This window comes from Glutamicibacter sp. AOP12-B1-11, assembly GCF_052379245.1.
In the GTDB taxonomy this organism is placed as follows: domain Bacteria; phylum Actinomycetota; class Actinomycetes; order Actinomycetales; family Micrococcaceae; genus Glutamicibacter.
In genome coordinates this window covers 49274-72632 of sequence record NZ_JBQSYL010000007.1, presented here as the reverse complement: position 1 = coordinate 72632, position 23359 = coordinate 49274, and the positions used below count along the sequence as shown (strand labels likewise).

At 60.6% G+C, this 23359-nt stretch carries 20 protein-coding genes; 10 read left to right on the top strand and 10 right to left on the bottom strand.

Annotated features, from left to right (window positions below):
• The first annotated feature begins 18 nt into the window (after window positions 1–18).
• The 3 genes from ACT3UQ_RS05710 to ACT3UQ_RS05700 all read left to right on the top strand — a co-directional run bounded on the left by ACT3UQ_RS05710 (window position 19) and on the right by ACT3UQ_RS05700 (window position 2858).
• The gene (locus tag ACT3UQ_RS05710) at window positions 19–834 is read left to right on the top strand and encodes a DNA-formamidopyrimidine glycosylase family protein (RefSeq protein WP_444636648.1); all 816 of its coding nucleotides are present in this window, start codon (window positions 19–21) and stop codon (window positions 832–834) included.
• Window positions 835–845: 11 nt separating this feature from the next.
• Window positions 846–1853 carry a pseudouridine synthase gene (locus tag ACT3UQ_RS05705; RefSeq protein ID WP_444636685.1) on the top strand — a complete coding sequence of 336 codons (1008 nt, stop codon included), beginning with the start codon at window positions 846–848 and terminating at the stop codon, window positions 1851–1853.
• 105 nt (window positions 1854–1958) lie between these two features.
• Complete coding sequence (locus ACT3UQ_RS05700) at window positions 1959–2858, top strand: hypothetical protein (protein ID WP_105553463.1); 900 nt, start codon at window positions 1959–1961, stop codon at window positions 2856–2858.
• Here the strand turns inward: ACT3UQ_RS05700 and ACT3UQ_RS05695 are convergent.
• A complete protein-coding gene (locus ACT3UQ_RS05695; RefSeq protein ID WP_444636646.1) occupies window positions 2855–3631 on the bottom strand; it encodes an SDR family NAD(P)-dependent oxidoreductase in 777 nt (258 codons plus the stop codon). The genes ACT3UQ_RS05700 and ACT3UQ_RS05695 overlap by 4 nt on opposite strands.
• Window positions 3632–3764: 133 nt before the next feature.
• Entirely contained in the window at window positions 3765–5213 is a 1449-nt protein-coding gene (locus ACT3UQ_RS05690; protein ID WP_105553465.1) for an MDR family MFS transporter, read from the bottom strand.
• 185 nt (window positions 5214–5398) lie between these two features.
• On the opposite strand from ACT3UQ_RS05690, the gene ACT3UQ_RS05685 reads away from it, so the two are divergent.
• On the top strand, window positions 5399–5938 hold the full coding sequence (locus tag ACT3UQ_RS05685) for an NUDIX hydrolase family protein (protein ID WP_096285505.1): 540 nt from the start codon (window positions 5399–5401) through the stop codon (window positions 5936–5938).
• Window positions 5939–5946: 8 nt separating this feature from the next.
• Here ACT3UQ_RS05685 and ACT3UQ_RS05680 read toward each other — a convergent pair whose 3' ends face one another.
• Window positions 5947–7035, bottom strand: coding sequence for an FUSC family protein (locus ACT3UQ_RS05680; RefSeq protein ID WP_258133564.1), 1089 nt, complete (start codon window positions 7033–7035; stop codon window positions 5947–5949).
• Between the two features lie 134 nt (window positions 7036–7169).
• Between ACT3UQ_RS05680 and tgt the strand changes: the two genes are divergently transcribed.
• Window positions 7170–8462, top strand: a complete 1293-nt coding sequence (gene tgt / locus ACT3UQ_RS05675; protein WP_181148434.1) for a tRNA guanosine(34) transglycosylase Tgt — start codon at window positions 7170–7172, stop codon at window positions 8460–8462.
• 87 nt (window positions 8463–8549) lie between these two features.
• Here the strand turns inward: tgt and ACT3UQ_RS05670 are convergent, their stop codons facing one another.
• The 3 genes from ACT3UQ_RS05670 to ACT3UQ_RS05660 all read right to left on the bottom strand — a co-directional run bounded on the left by ACT3UQ_RS05670 (window position 8550) and on the right by ACT3UQ_RS05660 (window position 11608).
• A complete protein-coding gene (locus ACT3UQ_RS05670) occupies window positions 8550–10157 on the bottom strand; it encodes a DUF6297 family protein (RefSeq protein ID WP_444636645.1) in 1608 nt (535 codons plus the stop codon).
• Window positions 10147–10833 (bottom strand): ABC transporter ATP-binding protein, encoded by a 687-nt coding sequence (locus ACT3UQ_RS05665; protein ID WP_444636644.1) that lies wholly within the window; start codon window positions 10831–10833, stop codon window positions 10147–10149. The genes ACT3UQ_RS05670 and ACT3UQ_RS05665 overlap by 11 nt, the downstream gene beginning before the upstream one ends.
• Before the next feature lie 64 nt (window positions 10834–10897).
• Window positions 10898–11608 (bottom strand): queuosine precursor transporter, encoded by a 711-nt coding sequence (locus ACT3UQ_RS05660; protein ID WP_105553469.1) that lies wholly within the window; start codon window positions 11606–11608, stop codon window positions 10898–10900.
• Between the two features lie 340 nt (window positions 11609–11948).
• Here ACT3UQ_RS05660 and ACT3UQ_RS05655 point away from each other — a divergent pair, with 340 nt between their 5' ends.
• The 5 genes from ACT3UQ_RS05655 to ACT3UQ_RS05635 all read left to right on the top strand — a co-directional run bounded on the left by ACT3UQ_RS05655 (window position 11949) and on the right by ACT3UQ_RS05635 (window position 18951).
• Window positions 11949–12695, top strand: a complete 747-nt coding sequence (locus tag ACT3UQ_RS05655; RefSeq protein WP_444636642.1) for a TetR/AcrR family transcriptional regulator — start codon at window positions 11949–11951, stop codon at window positions 12693–12695.
• 183 nt (window positions 12696–12878) lie between these two features.
• Window positions 12879–13493: a hypothetical protein gene (locus ACT3UQ_RS05650; RefSeq protein WP_105569724.1), complete on the top strand. Its 615-nt coding sequence runs from the start codon at window positions 12879–12881 to the stop codon at window positions 13491–13493.
• 36 nt (window positions 13494–13529) lie between these two features.
• A complete protein-coding gene (locus ACT3UQ_RS05645; protein WP_105553472.1) occupies window positions 13530–14354 on the top strand; it encodes a hydroxymethylpyrimidine/phosphomethylpyrimidine kinase in 825 nt (274 codons plus the stop codon).
• 337 nt (window positions 14355–14691) lie between these two features.
• A complete protein-coding gene (locus tag ACT3UQ_RS05640) occupies window positions 14692–15180 on the top strand; it encodes an FBP domain-containing protein (RefSeq protein ID WP_444636641.1) in 489 nt (162 codons plus the stop codon).
• Window positions 15181–15708: 528 nt separating this feature from the next.
• Window positions 15709–18951 (top strand): S8 family serine peptidase, encoded by a 3243-nt coding sequence (locus ACT3UQ_RS05635; RefSeq protein ID WP_444615794.1) that lies wholly within the window; start codon window positions 15709–15711, stop codon window positions 18949–18951.
• Between the two features lie 136 nt (window positions 18952–19087).
• Here the strand turns inward: ACT3UQ_RS05635 and ACT3UQ_RS05630 are convergent, their stop codons facing one another.
• From ACT3UQ_RS05630 to ACT3UQ_RS05615, 4 genes are all read right to left on the bottom strand, one after another.
• Complete coding sequence (locus ACT3UQ_RS05630) at window positions 19088–20317, bottom strand: glycoside hydrolase family 3 protein (RefSeq protein ID WP_176484146.1); 1230 nt, start codon at window positions 20315–20317, stop codon at window positions 19088–19090.
• Between the two features lie 25 nt (window positions 20318–20342).
• The gene (locus tag ACT3UQ_RS05625; RefSeq protein WP_096285530.1) at window positions 20343–21662 is read right to left on the bottom strand and encodes a Y-family DNA polymerase; all 1320 of its coding nucleotides are present in this window, start codon (window positions 21660–21662) and stop codon (window positions 20343–20345) included.
• The gene (locus ACT3UQ_RS05620) at window positions 21652–22068 is read right to left on the bottom strand and encodes a LexA family protein (protein WP_096285532.1); all 417 of its coding nucleotides are present in this window, start codon (window positions 22066–22068) and stop codon (window positions 21652–21654) included. The genes ACT3UQ_RS05625 and ACT3UQ_RS05620 overlap by 11 nt, the downstream gene beginning before the upstream one ends.
• A 78-nt stretch (window positions 22069–22146) precedes the next feature.
• On the bottom strand, window positions 22147–23271 hold the full coding sequence (locus tag ACT3UQ_RS05615) for a glycosyltransferase 87 family protein (protein ID WP_444636639.1): 1125 nt from the start codon (window positions 23269–23271) through the stop codon (window positions 22147–22149).
• Window positions 23272–23359 lie beyond the last annotated feature (88 nt).

Genomic DNA, 23359 nt, shown 5'->3' with positions numbered 1-23359 from the left:
TCAAAACGAAGGAGTCCCATGCCCGAAGGCGATTCGGTATACCGTGCCACCGCACGGCTGCACCAGGCATTGGCCGGCCAGCGGCTGATCCGCAGCGACTTCCGGGTGCCGCAGCTGGCCACCACCGATCTGGCGGGTTACACCGTTCACGAGGTTCGGCCGCGCGGCAAGCACCTGCTGATGCGCTTGAGCCCACCCGAAGGCAGCGGGCAGGCGCCGTTGACCTTGCATTCACATTTGCTGATGGATGGCCGGTGGGATCTCTACGCGCCGGAGGAGCGCTGGAAGCGTCCGGCGCATACCGCCCGTGTAGCGCTGCATACCGCTCCCTGGACGGCCGTCGGGTTTGATATCGCCCAGCTCCAGCTGGTGCCCACCGCCGAGGCGCAGGGGCTGGTCGGCCACCTCGGACCGGACCTGCTTGGGGACAACTGGGATCCCGAGCTTGCCGCCCGGAACCTGCTCGCCGAGCCCGAGCGGGTCATCGGAGAGGCGCTGCTGGACCAACGCCTGCTGGCCGGAATCGGCAATATCTACCGTTGCGAGGTGCTGTTCCTCACCAGAGTTCATCCGCTGACCCCCGTGGGCGAGGTCGAGAACCTGCCCGCGGTCATCTCGATGTCCCACCGTCTCCTGCAGCTCAATAAGGACCGCGGCCGCCGTGTCACCACCGGGGATCCCCGCACCAGAGAACCGTTATGGGTCTACGGCCGCGCCGCGAGGCCTTGTCTGCGCTGCGGGACGAGCGTGGCGGTATTCAAGCTTGCCGGGCAGAAAACCGGGATGGAACGAGACTGCTATTACTGCCCGAATTGCCAGGCAATGAAAGAATAGGTCCCATGGCAATGCTCTCCCCACTCCCGGTTCGTAATGGCGTCAACGCAACACGTTTGCGTGTGCCGAAGAACGGACCGTGGGAAACCGTGGCCGACTACTTGCTCGAACGCTTCGGCCATGTGGATCCGCAAGGGCTCATGCGCCGCTTCGAAGAGCAGGAAATCGTGGGCTTGGGCGGGGTGCCGCTCAGCGCCAGTACCACCCTGGGCGAGCACGAATTCATTTGGTACTACCGCTCCTTGCCGGTTGAGACACCGATCCCCTTCGAAGCAAAAATCCTGCATCAGGACGAGCACCTGATCGCCGTGGACAAACCGCACTTCTTGCCCTCCACACCGGGCGGCCGTTTCATTCAAGAATCCGCGCTGGTGCGCCTTCGCAACCAGACCGGAAACCCCGAGCTAGTTCCCATGCACCGCTTGGACCGCGCCACCGCAGGTGTCATCCTCTTCGCAGCGAACCCGCGGACCCGCGGCGCCTATCAGATGCTTTTCGAGAATCGAAAGATCTCCAAGAAATACCAGGCGGTCGTCGCCCTGCAGCCGGGCGACGGCTTGGAAGCCGGGCGAGTGCTCGAAGCCAATGGGGAACACCCCAATGTACGGAGCACCGAAGAATTACATGGCTTGCTGCAGCGCATGCCGCTGGTCTTCGAAAACCGGATGGCCAAGGTCAAAGGGCAGTTGCGTGCCACCGTCGAAGACGGGATTCCCAATGCCCAGACGCGGATCTCGCTCGGTTCCCTCGGCACCAGCAAGGGTCACCATGCCGGCCTGCCGGTCGCGCTGATGGAGCTGGACCCGCTCTCGGGTAAAACCCACCAGCTTCGGGTTCACCTTGCCTCGCTGGGGCTGGGCATCATCAACGACGCCTTCTATCCGCGGTTGTGGGATTTGGCACCAGATGATTATTCGCGCCCCCTGCAGCTGCTGGCGCACACGATTTCATTCACCGACCCGCTAAGCGGGCAGCCGCGCAGTTTCAGCTCGCGGCAACGCTTAGTCGAGGCGCCTTAGCCTGCGGCTCTTCTAAAATCCGTTGGACTATCCTAGGCTGTTGCACACACCTGGCGGTTATTGATACCGCAGTCGAAGAAGTGCCTACCCAAGGACGGTACCCCGATGGCAGAGCCGCAGCCCACCGAGAATTTGCGTTCGCTAGTGGACTCGGCCCAGGAGGCGATCGCCGAGGCCTCGCAGAAGCAGAGCCTGCAATTGCCCTACGCCGCCCCGGATCGCCGCCCCAACCCTGCGGTGGAAAACTTCGACAAGGTCCGTGCAGCGCTCTTTGCCCTGGCCGGGGTCCTGCTGCTGGTCACCTCGCTGAACACCGCTTTGGATACCAGTTCCAGCACCCAGGGCGGCTTGCTCGATACCTCGCCGGTGCTCGCCTTCGTGTGGCCGGCCATAGCGATCACCATGATCGCCAGTGCAGGATACTCGGTACTGCCGCACCAGCTATCTTCACGCAGGCAGCGGGCCATCACCGTCTATGGGTTATCCGCCGTGGCGCTCATGGCCTGCGCGCTGACCTTCACCGCCGGGTTCCTCCTCTGGCCTGGCGCCCTGCTGGCCACCCTGGCTACCGGTTTCGGGCTGTACGGCATGTTCCAAATGAACAGGCACACCGCCCGCAATCACCTAGAACGTATCGCAACCGATTTGCCGGTCAGTTTTTTCACCGGCTTTTCGCTGACCTTCACCCTGCAGCTGTGGTTTTCCGCGGCCGGCTGGAACCGGCCGGAGCACCTGCTGGCGATCAGCATCGTCACCGTTCTAGCTACCCTCCTGGCCGCCGGATTCGCGCAGACCGAGCGCGGCCGCCACGCCTTGGCCACCGGTTACGGATTTGGCATGTTCGCCGCCGCCTATCAGGCCTGGCGACAGGAGAGCGCGCCGCTGTGGTTCGCAGCATTGCTGGTTTTCATGGCAATAATCGTGTTCATCTGCGCCGAAAGCCGGCGGTTCCAGATCAGCCACGCCGAGCATCGCAACCAGCGGGGGTTGCGCGCCGAGGACTAGCGTGGAGCCATGCGGATGGCGCCGTCCAGCCGGATGGTTTCTCCGTTGAGCATTGGGTTAGAAACAATGTGCGCCACGAGGTCCGCATATTCTTCCGGCCGTCCCAGCCGTGAAGGGTGCGGTACCTGCGCGCCCAAGGAATCCTGGGCCGCTTGCGGCAGCGAGTCCATCATGGGTGTGTGGAAAATTCCCGGAGCGATGGTCATCACGCGGATCTGGTGCGCCGCAAGCTCGCGGGCCAACGGCAAGGTCATGGCGGCCACGGCTCCCTTGGATGCCGCGTAGGCGGGCTGACCGATCTGACCGTCAAAGGCTGCCACCGATGCGGTATTGATGATCACTCCCCGCTCGCTGGTGCCCTGCGCATCGAGCACGGCTTCGCTGCGCGCCATTGCTTCGGCGGCGAGACGCACCACGTTGAAGGTGCCGGTGACATTGATTTCGAGGACCTTGGCGAACTTCTCCAGCGGGAGCACTCCCTCGCGGCCGAGCACCTTGCCTGGAGTCGCCACGCCGGCACAGTTCACCACGACGCGCAGATGCCCCAACTCGGCAGCGCGTTGCACCGCAAGCGCCACATCTTCGGCCCGGGTGACATCCGCGGGGACGTAACGGACATTTGCAGAAATCTGGGCCGCAATTTCGTCTCCGTCTTCACGGGGAAGATCAAGCACCACCACGTGGGTGGCGCTCTGCGCGAGTTTGCTTGCCGTTGCTCGGCCCAGACCGGATAGCCCTCCGGTGACTAGCGCGACAGTATCCTGCAGTTCCATCGAATCCCCTTTTTTTGCGTTGTTGACTTGGGATTTAGCCTAACGGCCACGGGAAGATTTGAGAAGAGTTCGCATTTGGGAACGGCAAAACCCCCACAGATTTTTATCTGCGAGGGTTTTGCACGGTGCCGGATTAGTGCATGGCAGAAGTACTCTCGGATTCTGCCTCCACGAGTTCTTTTTTGCCACCCATCAGGAAACCGATGATGAGGATGCCGACGGAGCAGGCGGCTCCCACGAGGAAGCCCGGGGCGAAGCCCTCGACGGCTGCGACTAATTCGTCGGTTCCCTCGGCAAGCTTCGAAGCGGTCGTGGCGGCAACTACGCCAACCACCAATGCGGTGCCCAGTGCGCCGCCGAGCTGCTGCAAGGTGGAGAGCAGGGCAGAACCGTGCGAGTGCAAGTGATGCGGCAAGGGGTTCAACGCGGTGGTGAATGCAGGGGTGAAGATCAATGCCAGGCCCAGGCTCATCGCCAGATGCAACAGGACCAAAAGCCAGATCGGCGTCGTTGAATCCAGAATCATTGCATAGGCGAGCATCACCGCGGTGAGCACCAAGGCACCGGGAACGACCAATGGCCGCGGGCCTACCTTGTCATACAGTCGCCCGACGAATGGGGCCAAGATACCCATAAGCAGGCCGCCGGGCAGCATGATCAGGCCCGTAGTCAGTGTCTCCATGCCGAGCACATTGGTGAAGAACATCGGCAGCAAGATGATCACGCCGAACAGCGCCACCATCGCGAACATCATCAGCACCAGCGACAGGGTGAAGTCGCGGTAGGTCAGCGGTCGCAGATCCAGCAGCGCCTTGTCTTCACGTTGCAGACGGCTCTGCAAGACGGTGAACGCCACCAAGCAGAGCAACGCGACGAAGAGGATCCCGAGGTTCAGCGGCGACGCACCTGCTGCCGAGAGGCGGCTGAGGCCGTAGACCAAACCGCCGAAGCCGGGCACCGCCAGCAGGATCGAGACGAAGGACAGCGGGGTCTTGGCCTGACCCGCCTCGTTGCCTAGGCGTGGAGTGCCGATGACTAGGGCCAGGATCGCAATCGGAATGATCACGATGAACATGAAGCGCCACGAGAGGTACTGCAGAATCAATCCCGAGAGCGTCGGGCCGATGGCAGGAGCCACCGAGATCACGATAGATACGTTGCCCATGAGCACGCCGCGACGCGATGGAGGGACCAGATCGAGAATCGTGGTCATCAGCAATGGCATCATCACCGCGGTGCCGCAGGCTTGAATGACGCGGGCCACCAGCAGCACTCCAAAGCCGGGGGCCACCGCCGCCAGCGTGGTGCCGAGGGCAAACATGCCCATGGCCAGCAGAAAGACGTTGCGGGTGCTCATCTTCTGCAGGAGGAAACCGGTCATTGGAATGACGACGGCCATGGTGAGCATAAAGATCGTAGCCAGCCATTGAATAGCATCGGCGGTGACGTTGAATTCGACCATGAGTACGGGCAACGCCACGTTCATGATGGTCTCATTGAGGATTACCACGAAGCTGGATACGATCAGCACCGTAATCGTGGTGAAGTTCTTTTTGCTCAAGCGCTCTGGGGCGTTCGTCAAGGCTGGACACTGCTTCCGAGAGAAGTTCGAGGAGAAAAATACCGCCAAAATAAGGTGAAACGGTTCAACTAATCCTACAGTTCGGCCTTTTAATGCACCAGAGCGGAAAGTTCGGATCGGCAGTGAATTGCGCAACACAGCGGGAAGTTCACCACGGTCGAGCAAATATGTATGAAGATGGTTCTATGAACGTGCGTACGCCCGACCCTTATCCAGGCTGGCTCAACGAGGAGGACCTCTACGAAGCCCGCCAACGCCTCCCCATGCTCTACGTCGAGGCCATCCCGGTGCGCCTCGATCCGCTTGGCTACGTCAACGAGGTGGGCTTGCTGCTCACCGGCGACGAGACCGGGCACATGCTGCGCACCTTTGTCTCCGGCCGAGTCATGTACCGCGAGACCATTCGTGCCGCCCTGATCCGCCACATTGAAAAGGATCTGGGCACCATGGTGCTCCCCCAGCTCCCGGCGTCTCCGGTCCCCTTCACCGTCGCCGAATACTTCCCATCTCCCAGCGAGACCGGGCTGACCGACGATCGCCAGCATGCCGTGGCCATGTGCTATATCGTTCCAGTGCGTGGTGAATCGACCCCGCGTCAAGACGCGCTCGAACTGACCTGGCTATCGCCAGCGGAAGCACTGAGCGAAGACATTCAGGGTGCGTTTGCCGGGGGCCGCGGGAATATTCTCCGTCAGGCATTAGCTCATGTCGGAATCAATATTTAGCCAGGTTGCTATCCGTTTGACTCGGTGATTCCCAGTCGCCGCCGGATTTGGTTTCCAAACCAGCTGCCGAGCACGACACCCAGGATGCCCACCGCGGAACCAATGATCGTTTCGACCACACGGTCGTACATCACCGCGGTGGACAGCCCGGTGATCAGGGTGGTGCCCACCAGGGCCAACGGAGTGATGAAAACCTGCGCGAGGAAATAATTGCGCATCACCAGCATCTCGGCCAAGAACTGGAACAGCCCGATGAAGGCAACTAGTATCCACATGGCCGGGTTGATTAGGATCAACACCGCGATGAGCAGCATGCCGGCCAAGGTGCCAAGTACACGGTGCACGCCACGGCGCACGCGCAACGCGGTGGTGTGTCCGGCGAGCGGAACCACGGCCGCCACCATGGCCCAATAGTTGTGCCCCGCTTCGACCTGGCTGCCAACGATATTCGCCAGGGCACCGGCCACACCAGCGGTCAGCACATAGAACAGGCCTTCCCACCAGATAGCCTTGCGCACGTTATCGGACAACGGCGGCACCGGGGTGCGTTTCCACAGGCTTGACCACTGGCCGAGGGCGCCGCTGGCCCCGATGAACAGCGCCAGCAGGATCGTCGCCGCCGCGGCGAACATCGCTTCGCCAAAGGGTGCGGGCTTGGCGATCGAGGCAATCGCCGCGAAGGCGAAGATATGGAACAGCGAACCGCCCGGACGCAACCGCAGATACCCGGTGACTACCGAGCAGACGCCGGCGACAAGGGTTGTCGCCCCCACCACCTGCCAGGCCTTGAGTTCCGGATTGTCATGGTCGATCCAGAAGGTCGAAGCCAGCAGCGCCAACCCGATCACCACGAAGAACAACAGCCCGGACCGGGTCTGCATGCGCAAGCGGTTCCAGTAGCCATCCACGCGCCCGTAGACGCCGGTAAAGGCGCCGAAGACCACGAACACCATCAGGTCCAACCGGTCGATCAGGAGCAAGAAGATCAGCGGCGCGAAGACGCCAACGGCAGTACGTAGTCCGATCCAGTGGTCTTTCCGAGCAGGTCCGAGGGTTATCAACGATCGCGCGGATTCCTTGAGATTCTGGAGATTCACTGGATCCTTTCGTCGCATTCGCCACAGTGCAGTTACTTGCATTATTCGCCTTTAACCAAGTCGACCGCTAGGTTTTGGCTCACTTTCGGGTTGTCGTTTTCCTCACCCGGCTACACATACGGCACACTTGGTACGTGTCCGAGAAGAACTTTAACCCCAGCAACCCGCATTCCCGCCAAGCCGAATTCGGTTTCGAGGTAGGCACGCGCCTCACTTCCCCCGAAGGCTCGGAGATGTTGGGCCGCACCGGCGTCATCAACACCCCGCACGGGCAAATCAAAACTCCTGCTTTTATCGCGGTGGGCACCAAAGCCACCGTCAAGGCACTCACCCCGGTTCAGGTAGCGGAGCTTGGCGCCCAAGCGGTACTAGCCAACGCCTACCACCTCTACCTGCAGCCAGGTGCCGACATCCTCGATGAGGCTGGCGGCCTCGGCAAGTTCATGAGCTGGCAAGGCCCGACCTTCACCGACTCCGGTGGCTTCCAGGTCATGAGCCTCGGCTCGGGCTTCAAGAAGGTCATCGACATGAAGTCGGTGGATCAGTCCGGTCCGGACGACGCGGTAGCCCCAGGCAAGGAACGCCTGGCAAATGTCGACGACGACGGCGTCTGGTTCAAATCCCATCTCGACGGCAGCAAGCACCGCTTCTCGCCGGAAATTTCGATGAATGTGCAGCACCAGATCGGTGCAGACATCATGTTCGCCTTCGACGAGCTGACCACCTTGCAGAACTCGCGCGGCTACCAGGTTGAGTCCTTGGAACGCACCCGCTTGTGGGCCCAGCGCTGCATCGCCGAGCACTTCGCACTGACCGATTCACGTGCGGGCAAGGATTACCAGGCCTTGTTCGGCGTCATTCAGGGCGCCCAGTATGAAGACCTTCGGCGCAAGGCCTGCCAGGACCTTGGCGCGATGGCCTTCGACGGTTTCGGCATCGGCGGCGCCTTGGAAAAAGAGAACCTTGGCACCATCGTCGGCTGGTGCTCCGAGGAACTGCCCGAAAACAAGCCACGGCACCTGCTGGGGATTTCCGAGCCGGACGATATCTTCACCGCCATCGAGAACGGCGCCGATACCTTCGACTGCGTCTCCCCCACCCGGGTGGCCCGCAATTCCGCGTTCTACACCCCGCACGGACGCTTCAACCTCTCGGGGGCCCGCTACAAACGCGATTTCACCCCGCTGGTCGATGGCTGCTCGTGCTATACCTGCCAGAACTTCACCCGTGCCTACATCCACCACCTGCACAAGTCGAAGGAGCTGCTCAGCCACACGCTCATTTCGATCCACAACGAGCACTTCACCGTATCTCTGGTGGACTCGGTCCGTGAAGCCATCGAGGATGGCAGCTTCTTTGCGCTGAAGGAAAAGGTCCTGGGCGAGTACTACAAAGGCGAACCCGACCCGCAGGGCCTGCGCGGCTAACGGCGCGGAGCATTAAAAACGGCGGCGGGTTGCCCACCACGGTTCAGGCCGAGCACGGGTAGCCCGCCATCGCGCTGTCCTCGGCGGCTAGCTGATCGTTGCGGTTTGCTGTTCGCCGGCGCGGCGCAGGGCAAGATAGCCGGGGTATGCGCATAGCGTGCTCAGCGCCCACACTCCCCACGGCACCGGCGACCCCGGCGCCAGAAGCAAGAAGAATATCGGCAGCCCCGAGGCCAACGCCTGCAGGAAATGACCAAATTCCTTGAGCGCCAACGCACCGGTGTGCAGCTCGTTGGCTGATCCGAGGATCAAGGATTCCCAGTCGCGTTCCCCGCGCGTGGCCCGGCCCCACATCGCTGCCGTGATGCCACAGGCAGCCACCAACAGCCCGGCGCACCAAGGCCAAAGATTCGCGCTCGGGATCATTCCCAGCGCGGCCGGCAACGCCGAACAGATGAGCAGCCCACCGAACGCCAAACCCAAGGTGAACCCCAGGGCGGGGCGTACCAGCCGGCTCCGCGGCAATCCCAGCAGCTGGGCTAGACCCGGTTGGCTGGCCAGTGGCCGGTTCATTTGGGAGAGGTTCTCCGTCAGCAGGCATAGTGCAAGCACCAGGAATCCGGTCAGCGCAAGCGGGTTGGCGATGCCGCGGACTCCCAGCGTCAAGGCCAGGGCCGTGAGGACCAGTCTCAGCGGTCCATTCCAATGCCTGCCTCGCAGGTAGCGCAGCACCAAGATCTGAAGCACCACCGGCAACCTGCGCAGCGTACTGTGGGCCAATCTGGTCCGTGCGTTGCGCCCCGCGTTCGGCACCGGCAGGACTCCTCCCAGGTCCATCTGGATCATCGATCCGACCAGCTGGTTCTGTACCTGCCCGGCCTGCCGCATGGAATTCGCGTCCAAGCGCTCGATCCGGCTGAACGCCAACCATGTGGCGGCCGCTGCGAGCACTAGCAACCCGGAGCAGGCAACGGCCCAGAGGCTCGGTTCAAAGACCAGCTCTCCGAGCCGCCCGTAGGCTCCCTGAAGCCAGCGGTTCCCGAACAGCAGCAGGCTCCAGGAAATACTCAGTCCCAGCAAGAGCAGTGACCAGAGCGTCTGGCACACCCGGAGCGCGGCTCTTTGCCGGGCGCCGATTTGCGCGAGCGCGGCCAAGGCACCCAAGAGCGCCCCGGATGCTGCGGCGGCAACAATTCCCAGCAGCAGCACTTCTGCGGTGAATCCTCCGGACAGCGCAAAGAGGCACACAAACCACAGGACTCCGACGAAGATATTCGCCAGTGCACCAAGCGCGATGGCGCTGCCGAGAGCACGCTGCCTGACGGCGCTGAGCTTGATGGGCAGCGGCAGCCACCAGCTGGCCTTGTCCGGGGAAAGCCCGCATGGGCCGAGGTAGAGCAGCCCACGAAATACACAGAGCAATAGTGCCGGAATCAGTACGATCGCCAGATCCTGCAGGTTCCAGACCGCGCTTGGCAGATCCAGCGCCGCTATGCCACCGCCCTGCAGGGCAAAGATCACCCCGGAGAGCACGCTGAAGAGATAGGCGAGGGCAATGACCGCCAACAGCACCCAGATATAAGCATCGGAGAATGCGTCGAATCGCGCGGAACGATCCCGCCGCTTCCGCATTCGGGTGATCATTTCCCGTGGGTCGTAGCCGCCCAGTTCGTCGGCTTGTTTGCTAGCGCTCAAGCCACAGCGCCCCGGACTGCGCGTCCACCGTGCGCACCTGGCCGCCGTGCAGCATCAGCGCACTTTCGAGGCAGTCGCGGATCATCAGTGGATCGTGGGTGACCGCAAGGATGCTCACGTAATCCTCGCGCAGCTGGGCCAGCCTGCGATACAGCCGGACCCTGATCCGTTGGTCGAGGCGCTGCTCGGGTTCGTCGAGGATCAACAGTCTTGCCGGGCGGACCAGCGCCGCGGCTAGGAGCAATTTGCGCCGCTGCCCGGAAGATAACTCCCGGGGCTGCTGCTTGGCAATCTGTTGGAGCTCGAAAAACTCAAGTTCTCGGGTGACCGCGTCATTCCAGTCTTGCACCCCATGGCCTCGCGCCACCATTTCAAGGTGTTCTGCCACCGTGAGTTCTTCAAAGAATACGCCGTCGCTCACCTGGACCGCGACGTCCTTGCGGAAGCGTGCCGAGCCTTCGTCGAGGGCTGCACCATGAAAGCTGACCGTACCGGAGATCGCCGGCTGCAAGCCCAGCACCGTGCGGATCAAGCTGGATTTCCCGCTGCCGTTGGCCCCAATGATTCCCAGACCGGCACCGGGCGTCAACAACAGGTTGATCGGTTCGCAAAGGGCCTGACCGGCGTAGCCGATTTCCAAGTGCTCGACTGCCAGTTGCACGTTCCCTATGCTCATCTTTCAACAGTATCTAGTGGCCTGCCTCCGGGGCATCGTCCAAACTGCTGATGGGGTTCGTGTCTTACCGTGCGGCAAGCAGCGCCGCATAGCTAGGTTCGCGCTTCTTGAACCAGCGGATCACCAGCGAGGTGATTGGCACGAAGATGATCTCCACCGCCGTCTTGTAAACGAACCCGACCACGACATAGTTGATGAAATTCGGCATATCGGTGATTCCGATAACCGGAGCCGCAATGGCGCAGAAGATCAGCGTGTCCAGGAATTCACCAACACCGCTGGAGCCGATCAACCGTCCGATGAGCCCGCGTTCCCCGAATCGCTGCTTCATCCGCACCAGCACCCACGAGTTGGCCAGTTGCCCCACCAGGAAGCCCAAGCCCGAGGCAACCACGATCTGCCAGATCGGCCCCAAGGTGCGTTCGAGGGCTTCTTGGCCGTCGTAGAATTCTGCCGACGGCAGCTGGATCATAATCCAGAAGGCGAACACCGCGAAGAAGGCCAAGGCGAAGGTGATGAGAATCGATCGGCGAGCGGCCTTCAGACCATAGACCTCTGAAATCACATCGCCCATGATGTAGGCCAATGGGAAAAGGAAGAACCCGCCATCGGTGATGAATGGGCCGATGGCCACGCCCTTCGACGCACCAATATTGGAGAGTATGACGACCGCTCCCATCAGCGCGAGCACTGCGGAGAAGTATGGAGATCCGGCGGCGGCAAAAATTGCTTTTGAAGGCCGCGCGGCTACTGATTTGGCGTTAGTTTCGCCCATGAAAATGTTCCTCGTTAAAAGTGGTTCGCCAAGACTCCGCGTGGACCGACACCCAGATACCAGCAACTCTTCGCTGATCTGTGGTTATGTGGCGGAGCGCTGTCCCGCTGTATTAGCACTTGCCTTGCCAGTATCCCACGGAGCCATCACAAACTCACCGTGACCTGCTTCACGGCAACCGGAGTTTGATATCCATGAAATTTTCAATCAGCTATCTCACCTTGTGTTCTTCAAAATATGAATTTGAGGAACCAAAAATGGCAGTGACTCGCTCCGCACGCTTCAGCGTAATCAGAGTTGATTTTTGAACGCGTTCAATACTTGGATACACTTGACCCGTATGGAAATTATTCGCGAGCCAACGCAGCTCAAAGAACCGCGTACCGGCAAGGGCCAGCAGACCAAGGCCAAACTGCTTCGCACAGCTCTGGCGGCTTTCGCCGAAGACGGCTACCAAGCGGCGAGCATGCGCGCCATCGCCAACCGGGCCGGAGTTTCCCTGTCGCACGCCTACTATTACTTCCATTCCAAAGAAGACATCGTCCTCGAATTGCTCCTATCCTTGCGGGCGGAGCAATACGCGCTATGCAATGGCCAACTCGACGACGGCAACACCTTGGAAGCGAATATCCATACGGTCTTCAACGCAAATCTGCAGGTGATGGAGAAGTACCACGATTTCGGGCCGGCATTCTTGAAGGTCCTGCTCTCGCGCGATCCCGAAAACAGCGAACTGGCTCAGCTTGAGATGTCGCTGTGGGAACGCGCGGTCGCTGGCGCGCGGCCACTTCCCCCGCTAGGTATTCGGCGTGAGCTGCCAAGGTTCCTCTGGCTGCTGTCCAGACAGGTATTCTCCGCTTGGGCCTACGACAGTTCACCCGATCAGCGACGTTCGCGAGCGCTGATGCGCAACGTCGCTCCCGTCGTCGGCAAGTTTGCAATCCTCTGCCGCCTGCCGGTGGTGCGTTCCCTTTTCGAAGATGTGCTCGCCCTGATGGATTCCAGCGGTGACCAAAATGCGGAACGTGGCAGTACCGCCACCGGAACAAGCCGCCAGGCGAACATCACCAAGGCCAAGGCCTCGTAGCAGCTGGCCTTGGTGTAATTTGGGCGGTTGCCGCCCCTTCCTCCATGGAAGCGCTCGATCCGCTGGGTCCGTAGCATCGCGGGGCGCAGGTTCCGCTTCATGGTTCCGTGCTCGTCGCCTTTAAGGCGTAAAGTCGAAGTACCGACCTAATTACTTCCGAGATGCTTAGGAGCGAATCTCACGATGAGCGGAACTGCGACTCCCCTGCCGGAGTGGACTGAAGGCTACGCACTCCTACGCGACCGCATCGCCTCATTCCCCGGCCCAGATCAGTTGCGCTCGGTTGATCTGAACGGCGACGATCCTGAACTTTTACGTTATTGGCCCAGAAACGACTGGGTTCCAGCCAACGAGTATCGTCGCGTCATCCTGCTCGGGGCCCCGAACCCGGCAGTTGCCTCTTCGCTCAGTTCGGCCGGTTGGCATGAAACCGCAACGCTGAACCTCCTGGCAGCCAAACCGGAGGACGTAGAGCAGGTCGTCAAGCTGGCCGAGACGTCGACCGCCTTCGAAGCTCCCATGGACAACTACGACGTAGTTGAGGTGGCCGAATTCGATCGCCCGGTAGCGCGCGGACGAATGCATTATGGTTCAACTTTTGGACTCTTGTCCGACCCGGATCTGTACGCACCAACGAACCCGGATTTGGCGCGGCGCGCAGTACTGGCAAATTTTGCCGGAGCCGCTTACAGCCATGATTTGCCATGGATTCTTCTCGTTGCCGCCGCGGAACATTCCGAAGCGATGACAGAAGGCTGGTCCAAAGCCACTAAAATCAGCATTTGGCAGCAAAGCTAAACACCTATTCAATCCGTACTACCTTCAATTGGGACTATGACTACTACAATCAACACCCCAGGCCCAGCCCTGACCTTGACCATTGCCGGTTCGGAAGCCACCGGAGGCGCCGGAGCGCAGGCAGATTTGAAGACCTTCCAAGAGCTAGGCACCTACGGAATTGTTGCCCTGACCTGCATTGTGTCATTCGACCCGAAGGCCTCGTGGAATCACCGTTTCGTGCCGGTAGAGCAGCAGGTCATCGCCGACCAGCTCGAAGCCATCCAAACCTGCTACGAGGGCCAACTAGGCACCGTCAAGCTTGGCATGATGGGATCACCAGCTACGATCAACACCGTTGCCACCGCACTGAAATCCCAGCAGTGGAACAACGTGCTGTTGGATCCGGTGCTGATCTGCAAGGGCCAGGAACCAGGGCACGCGCTGGACACCGACGAAGCGCTGAAATCGAACCTGCTGCCGCTGGCAAGCTTTGTCACCCCAAATCACTTCGAAGCCGAGCAGCTCTCCGGACTGAGCATCAACAGCGAGGATGACCTTGTTGCGGCCGCCAAACAGATCCATGCCATTTCCGGTGCCGCAGTCCTGGCCAAGGGCGGCGTGCGCATTGCCGGCGAAGACGCAATCGATGTCTTCTACGACGGAACCACCCTCGAAGTGCTGCGCGAAAAGAAGATCGGCGAGGTTGCCGTCTCCGGCGCAGGATGCTCGCTCGCTGCAGCGGTGACCGCCGAGCTGGCCAAGGGTGCGACGCCGCTGGAAGCGGCGCGCACCGCCAAGGCTTTTGTTACCGAAGGCATCCGCAACCGCGTCGCCGGAAACACCCCCTTCGATGCGCTCTGGCAGGGCGGCCGACGCTAACAGCACTTGCGTCGTAGCAGGCAAAGGCCACATCTGCGGGTGTGGCCTTTGCTATGATTGGAAAATCGCGGCTCCAGCTTGAGCCTGGAGACCACACTGTCAAGTCGTTGCGTGCTCAGGGCACGCGGTAGGGAGGTCGGCTATGCAAGCCACTTTGATGCCTTCCCCGTTCGTCCCCTCGACGGACGGGTAGCTTCCAAACACCGCTCCAACGCCATAGGCGTTGCAGGCGTTTAATTGTGCTGCTCTGCCTGTTTTCCGTTGCCGATGGGACATGCCCTTTCCCCGCAACTCTCTGCGCGCGCCGTACGCCCGCAGATCTCTTTAAGGACCTGCAATGCAGCCATTGACAGAAAAAACCATTCGCTCCTCCTTCCTCAACGCCAGTCGCAGCGAGACGAAGAAACTGACCTTGCCGGAAAACTTCTCGGCGCTGGACTGGGAAAACCTCGAGTACCTTGGGTGGCGTGATCCCAAGATGCCGCAGCGCGGTTATCTCATCCACAGCAATCCAGCCGGCCAGATTCGGGCGCTGTTGCTGCGCTCGGCCGATGGACTGCGAAAACGCAGTAGTGTCGCCATGTGCGATATCTGCCGGGACGTAAATATCCCTTGCTACGTGAGCATGTTCAGTACCCGCCGGGCAGGGCAACCGGGCCGCGACGGCGATACCTTGGGCACCATGATCTGCGCAAACTTCGAATGCTCGACTAACGTGCGGATTCCCCCGCCAAAGAACCCGATTTATCCGGACCCGATGGTGGTAGTGGCCGAACGGATCAGGTTGCTCGAGGAACGGGTCAACAACTTCGTCGACCGCGTTTAAGGTCCATTTCCCATAACTGCTTCGCAGCTTCACGGGCGGATGCAACGGGCTCTGCATGAGCACATTGCGTCCGCTCGTTTTGGGCTGGGGCTTCGCCAAGGACTCCGACGGCTACTAATCTCACCCGAGTGATGAAATCCCCTACCCGGGAGTAACACTTGGTTAATAATTTCTAAAAAATAGAGAACCACTAGGCGCTTAGTACGTCGAGTTTCGGTTGGTGATCCGGGGTTTTGGGTGTGAAGCATATGCAAAATGTTTTTAGCTGAAAAATATCACTATTCAATAACCCCTTGATATATGACGTGGGTCACTTAGGATTCCTCAGTAGGAGACTCGACGTTTCAGCGGACGTCGGCCCCGGTCATCACTCAACGCGCACCGACCTGCCGCGAGTGAAACCGTCGCATCTTCACACGGAAGCATCCCGCTTCCTGTTCAGCTAGGAGAATCATGGTCACTCGGCGCAATCCACGATTGCCGCGCCTCATTCTGGGATCAGCCACCGCTTTAGCATTGGCTGTCACGATGACAGGTCCGGCGTCAGCTGCCAACATCCCGCAACCATCTGACGGAGAGAATGCAGCTTCCCTGCCAATAGTTAAAAGCCAAACTCTTGCAGACCTGAAGGTCAGCGGCCAGCTGGCGAAGTCCTCCGGCGAGGTGTCGGTATTCGTCCAGCTCGAAGGAGACGGCGCTTACCAGGAGGTCAAAAAGTCCGGAAAGAAAAAAGACAAGGCAAAGGTCAAATCGGTCCGATCCCAAGTTAAAGCCAAGGGTAAGGAGCTAGCCAAGGAAGCCAAGTCCGAGGTCATCTACACAACGTCCAACGCCTTGCGGGGTGTCGCGCTTACCGGTGACGCCAAAGAGCTACGCGCGCTGGCCGAACGCGGAGATGTCGCAAAAATCAGCGCCATCGTGCCAAAATCTCCAACTAACCGCGGCGCCGTCATCGACACCGAGGCTATCGACGCGTGGACCGCGTTGGACACCACCGGCGAAGGCGTAAAAATCGCCGTGCTGGATACCGGTGTAGATTACACGCACGCCGGCTTTGGCGGCCCCGGAACCATCGAGGCTTATAAGCAGGCGCAGGCTTCAGCTGAACTCCCGACGGCGGATTCCGGCCTCATCGATTCAAAGAAGTTCATTGGCGGTTGGGACCTGGTCGGCGATGACTACAACGCCAACCCAGACGCCCCGGACTACCAGCCGATTCCAAATCCCGACCCTAACCCGCTGGACTGCGAAGCCGCAGGACACGGATCCCACGTGGCCGGTTCGGCTGCCGGTTATGGCGTCAACGCGGAAGGTTCCACCTTCACCGGCGATTACGCTTCGCTGACCGCCGATGAGGTAGCCACGATGAAGGTCGGCCCGGGCACCGCCCCGGAGGCGCAACTGATCGGCATTCGCGTCTTCGGTTGCGGCGGTTCCTCCGCCGTAGTCGGCCAGGCTCTTGACTACGTGCTTGATCCAAACGGAGACGGCGACTTCGCAGACCGCGCCGATGTGGTCAACATGTCCCTCGGCTCGGATCACTCCCCCGTCCAGGATCCGGAAAATGACATTGTCGATGCGCTCTCCGAGGCTGGAATTCTCTCCGTCATCGCCTCGGGCAATGCCGGGGACGTGACCGATGTCGGCGGCTCGCCGGGCAACTCGCGTTCCTCGCTGACCGTCGCCAACTCCGTTGGCTCGCAGGTCACCCTGGATAAGATCCAGATCGATGCGCCCGAGGGCGTTGCCGGAACCGCCGCCGGCCAGTACTCGGCAAACTTTAATTACACCGCGGCCGATCCGGCCGACCTGAGCGGCGAAGTGGCCATGGCTCCGGCCGATAACGCTTTCGGCTGCTCGGCCTTTGAACCAGGATCGCTGGAAGGCAAGTGGGTTTGGCTGCAGTGGAGCGAGAACGGCGAATTCCCTTGTGGATCCGGCGCACGCTTCAACAACGCCGAAGCCGCCGGTGCCACCGGCGTCCTGTTGGATGCTGAAACCAACCTCTTCGATGCCGGAATCGCCGGCAACGCCACCATCCCCGGCGCCCAGTTCACGCTGGACTACTCCAATAAGCTGCGTCCAGCGGCCGACGCTGGCGAGCTGCAGGTCACCTTGGATGCTTCGTTTGTGGGTGCCGCTTCGGGCGACTCCGGAGTCAAGGACACCCTGAACTCCTCCTCGTCACGTGGCGTACATGGTTCGAACGGCGTGGTGAAGCCCGATGTTGCGGCCCCCGGCACGCAGATCGGTTCGGTAGGCGTTGGTACCGGCAACGGACCGGCAGTCATGTCCGGCACCTCCATGGCAACCCCAATGGTTGCCGGTGTGGCGGCCCTGGTGATGCAGGATAAGGAGCTCACCGCCGCGCAGGCCAAGAGCACCATCATGAACACCGCGGCAGCCGATGTCCTCGCGGCAAATGGCAAGGCCTATGGTCCAAACCGTGTAGGCTCGGGCCGCGTCATGGCCGAAGCTGCCCTGTCCACCCCGGCCATCGCCTACGATTCCGAGGCCGCGGATCTGACAAGCGTCGTCTTCGGAGTGCTTGAAATCGACGGCAAGAAAACGTTTACCGATTCACGTTCAATCACCGTGGAGAACACCAGCGACACGACGCAGACCTACGAGGTCGACTACGTGCCAGCTACCGAGATCCCGGGCACCAGCTTCACGCTGGACCGCCAGAGTCTCACCCTGGCTCCGGGAACCTCGCAGAACATCGAGGTCACCCTGAGCGTGGATCCAGCCACATGGACCAAGACCCTGGATCCGACCATGGACAGCGCCCAGTCGGGTCTGGCCCGCGCATGGGTTTCCGATGCCAGCGGTCGCGTCGAGCTCACCAGCTCGGAGGCTCCAACCTTGCGCGTCCCGGTTCAGGCAGCTCCAAAGCTCTCTGCCGATATGTCCGCTTCGGTCAAGAAGCTGAAGAAGGGTGAGAACACCACCGAGCTGAAGCTCAAGGGCAAGGATGTCCGCGCGGGCGAAGGCGCCACCGAGGTAGTCTCGCTGCTCGGCGCATTTGAACTGGGCGCTTCCAGCGAACGCGGGCCGAAGACCATGGACAGCGTTCCAGGGGCCCGCTCGATGGATCTGCAGCACGTTGGCGCTTCAAGCACCGCACCGGGAACCGGCGTGGCCGATGGCCTGCTCAACGTGGGCATCTCGACCTGGGGGAACTGGGCGCATCTAGCCGGCGGCACCGAATTGGATGTCAACATCGACACCAATGGCGACGGCGAAGCCGACTTCGTGACCTTCACGACCGCGCTCGACGGAATCGACCTTGACCTCGCTGCCACCTTCGATTTGAAGACCGGCGAACAGGTGGATCTGCAGCCGGTCAACGGGGTGCTCGGAGATGTTGACACCAACAGCTTCGACACCAATGTGGCAGTCTTGCCGGTATCGCTTGCGGCGCTCGGCCTGGATGAGGATTCCACCGAAATCTCCTACAGCGTCTCCAGTTTCTCCTGGTACCACACCAATGACCAGGGGGCGATGATCCCGGTGGATCAGACCGACTGGGTCACGTTCGATATTGCCGAACCTCAGGTTGATTTTGGGGCTCAGGGTTCGCTATTCACCGATCTGAACGGCACCAAGCTCCCGGTCACCGTGGCAGAGCCTTCCGTTGCTTCCAAGGCGTTGTTGCTGCACCTGCACAACAGCACCGGCACGCTCGGCGAGAAGAAGAACCAGACCGGAGACCGTGCACAGGTCCTGGAAATCACCAAGGGTGGCAAGAAAGGAAACGGCAAGGGTTAAACCTCACCTGAGCTAAGCGTCTGAGCTTGATCGCGCAGACCTTCAATCTAGACCCGGGCGTTCCCTAGCGAGTAGGGTTTCGCCCGGGTCTTCCCTTGTCGCAAAAGGCGTAGCGGCCCGGAACATAGGCCAAGCATTACCTCTGCAGGCGAAGCTTTTCGGCAAGAATCAAGATTGCTGCCTCGCGGACCTGCCCCGCCAGCTCTTCGTCTTCGCCGGACTGCGTGGCCAGCGTTTCAGCCATGGTCAGCGCCTTGCTTTCATTCACGCACAGTGGCATGGTGCCACCGGCCCGAACAAACTTCACCGCACGCTGGCCCACCGGAACCGCGGAAACCTGTTTGGCGTCGCAGAGGTCATCGGAAATGATGAGCCGCTCGTAGCCCAAGTCCTCCCGCAGCAGACCGGTGACGATCTTCTTCGAGAATGGTGCGTCGTTTGCCTTATCGAGCCGGGTGTATCTGGCGTTCGAAATCATCACCCAGGCCAAGTCCTGGTCTACCGCCGCCGCAAAAGGTTCAAGGTCGGTGCTGTCGTCACCGACTTTTGCGTCGGTCACCTGCGCATGGGTATCCGTATTCAGAGAGACCCTGCCCAGTCCCGGGAAGTGCTTAACCACCGGTTGCACTCCGGCCTGGGCCAGCTCCTCATTAACAATCAGCATGGCGGCCGCGGCATCCCCCGCATTGTTGGCGTATTGCCGCCCGAACTTGCCAATGGGCGCGTTGCCTGTACCCAGGCTTGCCGGTACCACATCTGCAACCGGTGCGAGGTTTACGTTGATTCCAGCGTCGGCTAGCTCTCCGCCCAGCTCGGAGATTTCCGCACCAAGCCTCTTCGCATCCCAAGCACCCTGCTCCAATGCGGTGGGCAGCTCGGAGAAGCCCTGCCCCTGAAGGACCCGGACGAACCCGCCTTCCTGGTCGGTGGCAACCCAGACGGGCAGGTCCGCTGGAACATTTGCGGCCAATGAGTCATGCAGTTCCGCGACGTGGCTGGAAATCTGCGCATGCGAGAGTTGCGAACGGCCACGCAGGAACACATTGGAGATCCCTTGCTGCTTGAGCGCCTGGATCTGCGCGGCAGAAGCCCCGTCGGCCGATACGCCAGCCATCACGAGGCTGCCGGCCTGCTCGGCAAGGCTCATCTCGTCGGCGAGCGCTTCGGCCTTCTCGCGCAGTTCTTCCTGTGGATCTGCTGCTGTCGGACTCGGCGCGGGTGCTGCAGAGCCCGGCGTTTGGGTATTCGGATTGCTTGATTTGCCGGGCTCGGGCCGGTCGGCGGTGCCAGTGGGGGCTGTGCACCCGCTGAGCAGCAGGGTGCCGAGCAGGCCCAGTCCCAAAGTTCGACGAAGCGCAGTATTCATATTCGACATTCTGCCACCGAAGACTTCACGCTTGCACGATGAGCAGCTCGTCCCAGTCGGTGGTGTAGCGCTGTGACATATGTTCGCGCTTCATCGACCATTCGGGATCCTTGGCAATACCGGCCCGTCCTAAACCGATGGCCTTGGCCCCGAAGCGTTGGGATACCTGCTGCACCACGTCGCTCACGTTGATCTTCTCGGACTCCTGCGCACTGTGCGAATCGAGCAGTCCCAAATCGAGTTCTTCCGCCCCCGGGTGGTCGCTGAGCCCCGAGAGGATGACTCCCCCACGTACATAGTCGATCCCGGGTGCCATCAGCTCACTCATCGCATCGACCGCGATTCGGGTCAGCGTGATCGGGTCTCTGGTGGGCCGGGCCAGCCGTACCTGAGCGGTGGGAAACGAGGCCGCCGAGTTCGCAAATCTACTGGTTCCGGCGGTGACTGTCAGCAGGCTGGCATAGCGTCCTTCGCGTGCCAAGCGGCTTGCCGCCTTCTGCGCGTAGATCGACATGACATCCGCCATCGCTTCGCGCGTGCGAACCGGTGTGGAGAAGGAACGAGTGAACATCACCTGGCCCTTGTCCGATCGCTCTTCGATCGGCCCGATACAGCGCTGCCCGTTCAGTTCCAGCACGGTGCGTTGGAGCACCACCGAAAACTTCTTGCGAATCACTTGCGGATCAGCGGCGCGCAGCTGGGCGATGCTTTGGATTCCCATGCCGGTCAACTTCTCGCCGGATTTCTTCCCCACACCCCAGACGTCGGTCGCGGGAACCTGCGACATGATCTTGTCCACTTGGTCCGGTTCCATCAGCCCTTCGATGCACAACCCGCGCATATGTGGATTGTGCTTGGCAATATGGTTTGCGAATTTTGCAAGTGTCTTCGTTGCAGCGACGCCGACGCACACCGGCACGCCGATCGACTGGTCGATTGCCGCACGGATCTGCGCGGCGGTGCTCCGCACCTGTTCAAGGGTTCCATTCAATCCGACAAATGACTCGTCGATGGAATACACCTCATGCCAGGTGCCGAAGCGGCCAAGCAGTTCCATGACGCGAGCAGACATGTCGCCGTAAAGTTCATAGTTGCTAGAGCGAACCGCGAGGTTATGGCTTTGCATATAGCGACGCACTTTGAAGAACGGTTCACCGGTGGCTATCCCCAGGTCCTTGGCCTCTTGCGACCGAGCTACCACGCACCCGTCATTGTTTGATAGGACGACCACCGGTCGGTTCCGCAGCGAGTGGTCGAAGGCGCGCTCGCACGAGACATAGAAGTTGTTCACGTCCACCAGCGCCACGTGGTCACTCTGCTCAGAAGCTCCCGGCTCAGCGGACATGGTGCAGGCACCTAGTGATCACGCCAAAGACTTCAACTTCATCGCCCTCCGTGAGCACTACCGGTAGCGGCGACTCGTCGCTGAGCAAGCTAACATGCGCTCCGTCAACTTGCCAGCGCCGCACCAGCATCTGCCCATTCAGGCTCACCACAACCACCGATCCGTGTTTCACGCTCAGCGAGCGGTCCACGATAATTTCGTCGCCGTCGTAGATTCCGGCCGAATGCATCGAGTGGCCAGCTACCCGCATGATGAAGGTGGCAACCCGGTCATGGACGAGCAACCTGTTCAGGTCGAGCCCGCCGTCAAAATAATCTCGCGCAGGCGAGGGGAAGCCCATGGCGGAGACCGCCTGCACCGGACCTTGGGTTGCCCCCGGGGGCATCACCGAGTCAGCATCGCTCACCTAGACACCACCCTTAGCTAGAACAAACTTTCGAATACTAAGAATTGTACAGCGCTTGCCGACCCCTAGTTACCCGGCTCAGGAAAGCAGACTGGCGGGCTCCGCTTTGCTGGCTTGCCGCGTGCTTACCAAGGAAATAGCAAGACACAAGAGTTGCACCAGCACGGGCACCGCGGGAAGTATGTAGCACCAAACTGGCAATTCCCCATCCGGGAAATATCCAGCGAACGCCACGATCTTCTTGGCCCCAATCGACAACACGACGTAGCACAGCACCAAGGAAATCAGCATCGTGCGACGCAGCACCGGGGCGAAGCGCAGGGCCAAGACGGTCCAGGCGAACGTCATCACCGGCAACCACACCCAGTGGTGGGACCAGCTCACCGGAGAGACGAGCAACGGACAGGCCGACGCCACACCGAGCAGGACCACCCGATCCACCTTCTCATGCAACTTCCAGAGCAAAATGACGAAGGAAAGGCCCACACCCAGGGCCAGCACGAGCCATACCAAGGACGGAGCATTGAGTCGCTCAAGCATTCCCTGAAGCGAGACATTGTCGATGTAGCCCACATTGCCCACACGCGATGGATCCTGCACCACGTCTAGCCAGTAGTCCAAGGTGTTCTGCGTTTGAAAAAGCAAGCCAACAACCTGGGTACCAATAAATGTTGCTACCCCGACCAGCACCGCACGCCACTTGCGCATTGCGAAAGGCAGAATCAGTAGTGCAATAGGGGTGAGCTTAATGCCGGCGCAGATACCCACCGCAATCACGAACGGCATCAATGACTTGTAGCGCACGAAGGTCAGATAACAGGCGCCAAGTATCAAGATGTTGATCTGGCCAAACCACACCGTGTCCCGGAAGGGAGCGGACATCAGCATCAGGCACGTCAATGTTAATGGCGTGATAACAGGAGCCAAGGTCGGCCATTTCTGCACAACCCGGGCAGAGAGATCTTTTGCGACAAGGTAGGTCAGAATGATCGAGGCGGCCATGGTGAGCGAGACCGAAACCCAGTAAGGGAAAAACGCCATGGGCAGAAACAAAATAGCCGCAAATGTGGGGTAGGTAAATGGCAAACCCGGCGCATTCGCTGGACCGACGAATGGACCGTAGAGAGCTTCGGGCTCACGCAACAGCGTCAGTGCGCCTTCACGATACACCGACAGATCCCAACCGGTTGGTTCGATAGCCACGAGAACACTAATCAAAGCCGCGACCAGCAGAATCTCAAGGACTGCAGTGCCTGGATGTACCTTACGAAAAATTGAAGACCGAATCTTC

Coding starts and splice junctions, on each gene's coding strand:
- ACT3UQ_RS05710 (WP_444636648.1), top strand. CDS start 19: ATGCCCGAAGGCGATTCGGTATACCGTGCCACCGCACGGCTGCACCAG.
- ACT3UQ_RS05705 (WP_444636685.1), top strand. CDS start 846: ATGCTCTCCCCACTCCCGGTTCGTAATGGCGTCAACGCAACACGTTTG.
- ACT3UQ_RS05700 (WP_105553463.1), top strand. CDS start 1,959: ATGGCAGAGCCGCAGCCCACCGAGAATTTGCGTTCGCTAGTGGACTCG.
- ACT3UQ_RS05695 (WP_444636646.1), bottom strand. CDS start 3,631: ATGGAACTGCAGGATACTGTCGCGCTAGTCACCGGAGGGCTATCCGGT.
- ACT3UQ_RS05685 (WP_096285505.1), top strand. CDS start 5,399: ATGAACGTGCGTACGCCCGACCCTTATCCAGGCTGGCTCAACGAGGAG.
- ACT3UQ_RS05665 (WP_444636644.1), bottom strand. CDS start 10,833: ATGAGCATAGGGAACGTGCAACTGGCAGTCGAGCACTTGGAAATCGGC.
- ACT3UQ_RS05660 (WP_105553469.1), bottom strand. CDS start 11,608: ATGGGCGAAACTAACGCCAAATCAGTAGCCGCGCGGCCTTCAAAAGCA.
- ACT3UQ_RS05655 (WP_444636642.1), top strand. CDS start 11,949: ATGGAAATTATTCGCGAGCCAACGCAGCTCAAAGAACCGCGTACCGGC.
- ACT3UQ_RS05650 (WP_105569724.1), top strand. CDS start 12,879: ATGAGCGGAACTGCGACTCCCCTGCCGGAGTGGACTGAAGGCTACGCA.
- ACT3UQ_RS05645 (WP_105553472.1), top strand. CDS start 13,530: ATGACTACTACAATCAACACCCCAGGCCCAGCCCTGACCTTGACCATT.
- ACT3UQ_RS05640 (WP_444636641.1), top strand. CDS start 14,692: ATGCAGCCATTGACAGAAAAAACCATTCGCTCCTCCTTCCTCAACGCC.
- ACT3UQ_RS05635 (WP_444615794.1), top strand. CDS start 15,709: ATGACAGGTCCGGCGTCAGCTGCCAACATCCCGCAACCATCTGACGGA.
- ACT3UQ_RS05630 (WP_176484146.1), bottom strand. CDS start 20,317: ATGAATACTGCGCTTCGTCGAACTTTGGGACTGGGCCTGCTCGGCACC.
- ACT3UQ_RS05625 (WP_096285530.1), bottom strand. CDS start 21,662: ATGTCCGCTGAGCCGGGAGCTTCTGAGCAGAGTGACCACGTGGCGCTG.